Consider the following 7,582-nt stretch of genomic DNA (forward strand, 5'->3'; position numbering starts at 1 on the left):
TTCAGGCGGCTGGAATCTTGAGGGCGGCCAGGACCGGGAGGTGGTCCGTGGCCGCCCTCAGGTCTGCGCCGGTCACCCCGGGGTGCTCGAACGGCACCCCACAGCCCAGCACCTCGATGCCCTTGGTCGCGAAGATCGCGTCGATGCGCTGGTAGGGGTCGGTGGGGGTCCAGGTGTGCTCGCCGCCCCAGGGGGAGGCGGCCCGGCAGTCGGTCAGGGTGCCGGCCAGCCGGCGGAAGGCGGGGCCGTCGGGGCGTTCGTTCAGGTCGCCGCCGGCGATCGCGTGCTCCACGCCCATGCCGGCGAGCCGGTCCAGGAGCATGCCGGCCTGGTCGTACCGCTCGTCCTTCTGGAGCGACAGGTGACAGCTCAGGACGCCGAGGCGGGTGCCGGCGAAGCGGACGACCGCTGTGGCGAAGCCGCGGCGGTGCAGGCCGGGGGTGCGGGGCAGGAGAACGTCCTCCGTGCGTTCGACGCTCGCCCGGAGCGAGCTGAGGATCGCCGGCCCGGTGGTGGTGGCGCCCCCGGTGACGACGACCAGGCCGGAGGCGAGGGCGAGGCGGGCGAGTTTCTTGCGCCAGCGGAAGAAGCGGGGGGCTTCTTGGACGAGGACCAGGTCGGGTTCGCAAGCGCGGATGACGCGGGCCAGGGCGTCGGTGTCGTCGCGCATCGAGCGGATGTTGTAGCTGAGGACCCTGATGACCGCGGAACCATCGGGTTCGGTACGCGAGTTGGGGAGCAGGGGCATGTGATCAATTTACGCCCAACAGCTCGGGGCGCGAGGCTGGTGCGCGACTGACCGTTCGTTGTGGCTTGTCGCGCCCACGCGGCGGAGCCGCACATCGATACAGCCCCGCGCCCCTGAAAGCAGAAAACAAGGCGTTACATGATCGGGTCGGGTTCCCTCGCCAGGTCGGCCGCGCCCACCAGGCCGGCCTTGTTGCCCAGTTCCGCGGCCCGGACCTCGGCCACCGGGCGCCAGTTGCCGCCCACCAGCCAGCGCTTGTAGGACTTGCGGATCGGGCCCAGGACCAGTTCGCCCTCGTCGGAGAGGCCGCCGCCGACGATGAAGGCGGAGGGGTCGAAGAGGGAGGCGAGGTCGGCGAGACCCGCGCCGACCCAGCGGGCCAGTTCGCGGTAGGAGTCGACGGCCACGCGGTCACCCTGGCGGGCGGCCATGGAGATGTGCTTGCCCTCGATGCCGTCGGGCGTGCCGTTGCCGAGGCCGAGGAGGATCTCGGCGTTCTCGGGAGTGGCGTTGGCGCGCTGCTTGGCGTACCTCACCAGCGCCCGCCCCGACGCGTACTGCTCCCAGCAGCCCTGCGAGCCGCAGCCGCACAGCAGGCCGTCCGGCACCATGCGGATGTGGCCGAACTCGGCGGCCACGCCGAAGTGCCCGCGGCGCAGCTTGTTGCCGATGATGATGCCGCCGCCGAGGCCGGTGCCGAGCGTGATGCAGATGACGTTGCGGTGGCCCTTGCCGGCGCCGAACTTGTACTCGCCCCACGCCGCGGCGTTCGCGTCGTTCTCCACGACCACCGGGAGGCCCACGCGGGCCTCGACCTTCTCCTTGAGCGGCTCGTTGCGCCAGTGGATGTTGGGCGCGAAGTAGACCTCGGAACGCTGCCGGTTGACATATCCGGCCGCGCCGATGCCCACGCCGACGATGTCGTGCCCGACGCGTGCGCCTTCCACCGCCGAGGCGATGGCGTCCACGATGCCCTCAGGCGTGCCCGGGGTCGGCACCTTGTGGGTCGAGAGGATGTTGCCTTCCTCGTCGACCACGCCGGCCGCGATCTTCGTGCCGCCGATGTCGACGCCGATGGTGAGTCCCATGAATCCCTCAGTTTCGGTCGAGCCCCGCTACGGCCAACGGTACCCGAGGCACGCCGTCGGATTCGCTGTCGTCCGCACGCTGGGCAGGACCGGCGGCGGCACGCCGGTCGCGGCTCGTGAGAGGGCGGGGGCTCAGTCCAGGTCGATGCGCTCCGTGGGGCCGCCCTCGTCGCCCCGGTCATGGCGATCGTCCAGGTCACGCGGGTCGATCCGGTCGTCGCGGCCGGTCCAGCGGCGCTCCTGGGCCTCGACGGCGGAGCGGTAGGCGGCGAGCAGTTCGTTCCCGGCGGCGGCCAGGTGGTCGAACACGTCCGGGTTGCGTTCGATGACGGGTTCCACGGCGGCCTTGGCCTGCTGGACGACCTGGCGGACGACCTGCTCGGCGGCGGGTCCCGCGACCGCGCCGAACAGCGGGGACTGGATCCCCGACAGCTTGTCCGCGACGGCGTCGACCAGCTTCTTCAGTTCCTCGGCCGCGGAACCCTGGGGCGGGCCGTACTCGGCACGGCGGCGGGCCTTCTCCGCCTCGAGGTCCTCGGCACACGCGGTCGCCCAGGCGTCGGGGTCGGTCGCCCGCACCTCGTCCACGGCCTCTTCACGGGCGGCGTCGGACGGGGGGAGCTCTTCGCTCATGACGGACTCCTGACTACGGTTCGTCCCTACGACGTTACCCCCTCTCACCCTGTCCGCGGCCACAGCTTCGGGTCGGGTGCGAAGCGGACGCGCAGCTCCCCCTCGCGCAGGGCGGCCCCGTCGACGGTGCAGCGGCGCAGCGCGGAGGGCAGCGGAACGATGCGGCGGAAAGGCCCCGCCGTGACGACGAGTTCGTCGCCGCGCCGGACGAGGTCCAGTTCCTCGCGTACGGCGCCGGGCAGCGGGATGTGCCAGACGAGCACGCCGTCCTCGCCGAGCCGGTCGGTGACCGGCCACTCGACCGGTGGGACGGGGGCGTCCGGGTCGACGCCGGGGACGGCGAGGTCGGCGAGGTCGTCGGCGCCGACCGGGTCGCGTCCCAGGTGGGCGACGGTCCGGACGTCGTACGACTCCCGCCACTCCTCCAGTGTCTTGCGCTGCTGGGCGACCGGACCGGCCAGCCAGGTGTCCGCGGACGCCTCGGGCAGGACGCGGTTGGCGACCACGACGTCGGTGCGCAGGCCGCGCAGGGCGAGGCCGAGGCCCGCCACCCGGAGGGCGTCGGCGCCGGCCGGGCCGGGCTCGGCGACCAGTCGTACGACGGTGTCGCGGTCGGCGACGACCGCCTCGGCGGCGGCCAGCTCCAGATCCCAGCGGGCGGCCGTCTCGTACAGCCACTCGGCGGGCATGGGCACGCCGGCGAGCCGGCCCAGTACGGGGCGCAGGGCGCGGGCGGCCTGGCGTTCGGGCGGCAGCAGGCGGCGCAGGTAGCGGCGGAGCTCCTCGGGCAGGGCGAGGAGGGCGAGGGCCTGCGGGGCCGGTGGCAGGTCGACGACGAGCAGGTCGTACGACTCCGACAGGGCGGCGTCGCGCAGGCCGCGCAGGAGGGCGAGTTCCTCGGCGCCGGGGAGGGGGGTGAGTTCCTCGGGGTCGAGGCGGGAGGCGCCGAGGAGGTCCAGGGCGGAGGAGGCGCGGTCCTGGAGGGCGGTGAGGTCCGTCCGGAAGTCCTGGGCGGGGTCGGGACGCCAGGCCGTGAGGCGGGGTGCGGCCTCGGCCGGCTCAGGGCCCGTCCTGGTCCCCAGGGCGGCACCGAGGGTGTCCGTGCGGTCGGTGCCGAGGACGAGGGTGCGGGTGCCCTCCGCCGCCGCGGCCAGGGCGGTCGCGGCCGCGAGGGTGGTACGGCCGCTGCCGCCGGGGCCGGTGATCAGGATGGTGCGCATGGGGGTGAACGGTAACCGACACGCCCTCAGGGGCGCGGGGAACTGCGCGACCAGCCACAACGCACCTGGGCTCCGTCAGAAACCCCCGCGGCGGCTAGGCGGACTCGACGCGCTTCTTCAGACCCGCCAGTGCCCTGTCGATGATGACCTTCTCGGCCTTGCGCTTGATCATGCCGAGCATCGGGATCTTGACGTCCACGGTCAGCGCGTACGTGACCTCCGTGCCACCCGAGCCCGCCGGCTTGAGGATGTACGTGCCGTCCAGGGAACGGAGCATCTGGGACTTCACAAGGGTCCAGGACACCTCGCTCTCGCCGGTCCATGTGTACGCGAGGACCTGGTCGTCCTTGATCGCACCCGCGTCCATGACGAGCCGGACCTGCTCGGCGCGGCCCTGCTCGTCGGTCTTGAGCACCTCGGCCTCCTTCACCTCGCCGGTCCAGTCCGGGTACCGGGCGAAATCGGAGATGACCGCCATGACGTCGGCCGGGGCCGCCTCGATGGTGATGCTCGAGCTGGTGTGTTCCGCCATCTCCGTGGCTCCTCCAGATGCGGGCCGGTATGAGGTCGTCGTGCGCAAGCGTGTGCAGCGTGAAGGCTACCGCGCACGGGACCCGCCGATCTCACCCGACCTGGGACGTCCTCACCATTCCAGCGCCCACGGTGTCCCGGTCCCCGCGAAGTGCCCCACGTTCACACACTCGGTTGCCCCGATCCGCATCCGCCGCACCAGCGGCTGGTGCACGTGTCCGAAGAGGGAGTAGCGGGGGCGAGTGCGGCGGATGGCGTCCAGCAGGGCCCGGCTGCCGCGCTCGAAGCGGCGCGCGACGGTGTCGTAGACGAGCTCGGGAACCTCGGGCGGGATGTGCGTGCACAGCACGTCGACCTCGCCGACGGCCTCTATCTTGGCCGCGTACTCCTCGTCGCTGATCTCGTACGGCGTCCGCATCGGCGTGCGCAGGCCGCCGCCGACGAAGCCGAAGACCCGGCCGCCTATCTCGACGCGCTCGCCGTCGACGACGGTCGTGCCCGGGCCGGCGTACTCCTGCCACAGGGGCGGCATGTCGACATTGCCGTAGGTCGCGTACGTCGGAGTGGGGAACGCGGCGAACATCTCGGCGTACTGCTTGCGCACCGCCTTCTCGATCACCGAGGCGCGGTCCGCGCCGACGCCGGCCCACAGCCGGGCCCCGAATTCCCGCGCCTCCTGGAAGCGGCGGGCGGTGCGCAGCGCGACGATGCGGTCGGCGTTCTCGACGCCGAACAGGTCGGGGAAGATGCCGCGCGAGTGGTCGGCGTAGTCGAGGAAGAGGACGAGGTCGCCCAGGCAGATCAGGGCGTCGGCGCCCTCGCCGGCCCTCGCCAGGTCACGGGCGTTGCCGTGCACGTCGCTGACCACGTGCACGCGCGTCCTGTGGCTTCCGGCTGGTGTGGGTGCCATGGCGATCAAGGGTAGGTCGAGCGCTGCACTTGTGAACAGTGGCGGCCCTACCTGCGGTTACTGGCCAGTCAGTTAGTACGTGGACTACTGTGCGCGAAGAAATACCCAACTGTGTGACGCGGCGAACATCTCGCCGGGACCCCCTGTCGTAGAAGCCATACCGGCGGGTAACGTCCGGGCAGTCCAGTCGTGCTCTGCATTTCAACAAGTGAATGCCGGAGCACCTGCCCGAGCCTTGGACCGGACCGTCGCATCACACAACGTCGTGGCGCCGGCGCCCTATGAGGAGCAGCAGTCTTGCGCGAGTTCAGCCTTCCGGCTTTGTACGAGGTCCCTGCGGACGGCAATCTGACCGACATCGTCCGCAGAAACGCCGCGCAGCACCCGGACGTCGCCGTCATCGCCCGCAAGGTCGGCGGCACCTGGCAGGACGTCACGGCCACCGCCTTCCTCGCCGAGGTGCGCACGGCCGCGAAGGGGCTGATCGCCGCCGGCGTCCAGCCGGGCGACCGGGTGGGCCTGATGTCCCGCACCCGTTACGAGTGGACACTGCTGGACTTCGCGATCTGGAGCGCGGGCGCGGTGACCGTGCCGGTGTACGAGACCAGTTCGCCGGAGCAGGTGCAGTGGATCCTCGGCGACTCGGGCGCGACCGCGTGCATCGTGGAGTCGGGTGGTCACACGGCCGCCGTCGAGTCGGTGCGCGACCATCTGCCGGCGCTCAAGCACGTGTGGCAGATCGAGGGCGGCGGCATCGACGAGCTGGGCCGGCTCGGGCAGGACGTCACGGACCAGACGGTCGAGGAGCGCGGCTCGATCGCCAAGGCCGACGACCCGGCGACCATCGTCTACACCTCGGGCACGACCGGCCGCCCCAAGGGCTGTGTGCTCACCCACCGCAGCTTCTTCGCGGAGTGCGGCAACATCGTGGAGCGGCTGCGTCCGCTGTTCCGCACGGGCGAGTGCTCGGTGCTGCTCTTCCTGCCGCTCGCGCACGTCTTCGGGCGCCTCGTGCAGATCGCGCCGATGATGGCGCCGATCAAGCTGGGCTGCGTCCCGGACATCAAGAACCTCACCGACGAGCTGGCCGCGTTCCGCCCGACGCTGATCCTCGGGGTGCCGCGCGTCTTCGAGAAGGTCTACAACTCGGCGCGCGCCAAGGCCCAGGCCGACGGCAAGGGCAAGATCTTCGACAAGGCCGCCGACACCGCGATCGCCTACAGCAAGGCGCTGGACACCCCCTCGGGCCCCTCCCTCGGTCTGCGGATCAAGCACAAGACGTTCGACAAGCTCGTCTACAGCAAGCTCCGCGCGGTCCTCGGCGGCCGGGGCGAGTACGCCATCTCCGGCGGCGCACCGCTGGGCGAGCGCCTGGGCCACTTCTTCCGCGGCATCGGCTTCACGGTCCTGGAGGGCTACGGCCTGACCGAGTCCTGCGCGGCCACCGCGTTCAACCCCTGGGACCGGCAGAAGATCGGCACGGTCGGCCAGCCGCTGCCCGGCTCGGTGGTCCGGATCGCCGACGACGGCGAGGTGCTGCTGCACGGCGAGCACCTGTTCAAGGAGTACTGGAACAACCCCGGCGCGACCGCGGAGGCGCTGGCCGACGGCTGGTTCCACACCGGTGACATCGGCACCCTCGACGAGGACGGCTACCTCAGGATCACCGGCCGCAAGAAGGAGATCATCGTCACCGCGGGCGGCAAGAACGTCGCCCCGGCCGTGATCGAGGACCGCATCCGGGCGCACGCGCTGGTCGCGGAATGCATGGTGGTGGGCGACGGGCGGCCGTTCGTGGGCGCGCTGATCACCATCGACGAGGAGTTCCTGGGCCGTTGGTGCGCGGACCACGGCAAGCCGGCGGGTTCCACCGCGGCGTCGCTGTGCGAGGACCCGGACCTGCTGGCCGCGATCCAGGCCGCGGTCGACGACGGCAACGCCGCGGTGTCGAAGGCCGAATCGGTGCGGAAGTTCCGCATTCTGTCCTCCCAGTTCACGGAGGAGTCTGGCCACCTGACCCCCTCACTGAAGCTGAAGCGGAACGTGGTGGCGAAGGACTACGCGCACGAGGTCGAGGCGATCTACGCGAAGTGACCGGCCCCCGGCCTGCCGCCTAGATGAATGAGTCCGATGTCTTCAGTGGTCGTACGCGATCAGCGAGCGCTTGACCGTTGTTCCGGTGTGCCAGTTGTGCCAGATCGCGGTGGCCAGGGCCAGTAGGCGTTGGGCGGTGCGGGCGAAGACTCCGGCTGGGGTTCTGCCGCCGTGCTGTTCCAGGCTGAGCTGGCCCTTGAGGGTGTCGATGACGGCCTCGATCCACTGGCGGACACGGGCGATCTTGCCGAAGCGGGCCGGTTCGTTCTTGCGGTCCGGTCGCACCAGGTGGGCGCCGAGCCGGTCGGTGACGAAGGGGCGTTGAGGCGCTTGTTGTAGGCCGACTGCTGGGGCAGGT

General features: G+C 71.2%; 7 protein-coding genes and 1 pseudogene. 1 reads left to right on the forward strand and 7 read right to left on the reverse strand.

What is annotated here, in order from left to right:
* Position 1 precedes the first annotated feature (1 nt).
* The 6 genes from CA983_RS14960 to CA983_RS14985 form a co-directional block, all read right to left on the reverse strand.
* Positions 2 to 748, reverse strand: coding sequence for an endonuclease/exonuclease/phosphatase family protein (locus tag CA983_RS14960; RefSeq protein WP_086601392.1), 747 nt, complete (start codon positions 746 to 748; stop codon positions 2 to 4).
* A 134-nt stretch (positions 749 to 882) separates the two neighbouring features.
* Positions 883 to 1,836 (reverse strand): ROK family glucokinase, encoded by a 954-nt coding sequence (locus CA983_RS14965; protein ID WP_020272969.1) that lies wholly within the window; start codon positions 1,834 to 1,836, stop codon positions 883 to 885.
* A gap of 132 nt (positions 1,837 to 1,968) precedes the next feature.
* Positions 1,969 to 2,469, reverse strand: coding sequence for a DUF5304 domain-containing protein (locus CA983_RS14970; RefSeq protein ID WP_086601393.1), 501 nt, complete (start codon positions 2,467 to 2,469; stop codon positions 1,969 to 1,971).
* Positions 2,470 to 2,513: 44 nt separating this feature from the next.
* A complete protein-coding gene (locus CA983_RS14975) occupies positions 2,514 to 3,689 on the reverse strand; it encodes an ArsA family ATPase (protein WP_086601394.1) in 1,176 nt (391 codons plus the stop codon).
* Positions 3,690 to 3,783: 94 nt separating this feature from the next.
* The gene (locus CA983_RS14980; RefSeq protein WP_086601395.1) at positions 3,784 to 4,221 is read right to left on the reverse strand and encodes an SRPBCC family protein; all 438 of its coding nucleotides are present in this window, start codon (positions 4,219 to 4,221) and stop codon (positions 3,784 to 3,786) included.
* Positions 4,222 to 4,332: 111 nt separating this feature from the next.
* Positions 4,333 to 5,130: a metallophosphoesterase family protein gene (locus tag CA983_RS14985; RefSeq protein WP_086601396.1), complete on the reverse strand. Its 798-nt coding sequence runs from the start codon at positions 5,128 to 5,130 to the stop codon at positions 4,333 to 4,335.
* A 297-nt stretch (positions 5,131 to 5,427) separates the two neighbouring features.
* Between CA983_RS14985 and CA983_RS14990 the strand changes: the two genes are divergently transcribed.
* Positions 5,428 to 7,224: an AMP-dependent synthetase/ligase gene (locus CA983_RS14990; protein ID WP_086601397.1), complete on the forward strand. Its 1,797-nt coding sequence runs from the start codon at positions 5,428 to 5,430 to the stop codon at positions 7,222 to 7,224.
* A 42-nt stretch (positions 7,225 to 7,266) separates the two neighbouring features.
* On the opposite strand, the pseudogene CA983_RS14995 reads toward CA983_RS14990, so the two are convergent.
* Positions 7,267 to 7,582, reverse strand: a pseudogene (locus CA983_RS14995) (IS982 family transposase); the annotation flags it as partial.

Source organism: Streptomyces swartbergensis, assembly GCF_002148965.1.
GTDB classification, from domain to species: domain Bacteria; phylum Actinomycetota; class Actinomycetes; order Streptomycetales; family Streptomycetaceae; genus Streptomyces; species Streptomyces swartbergensis.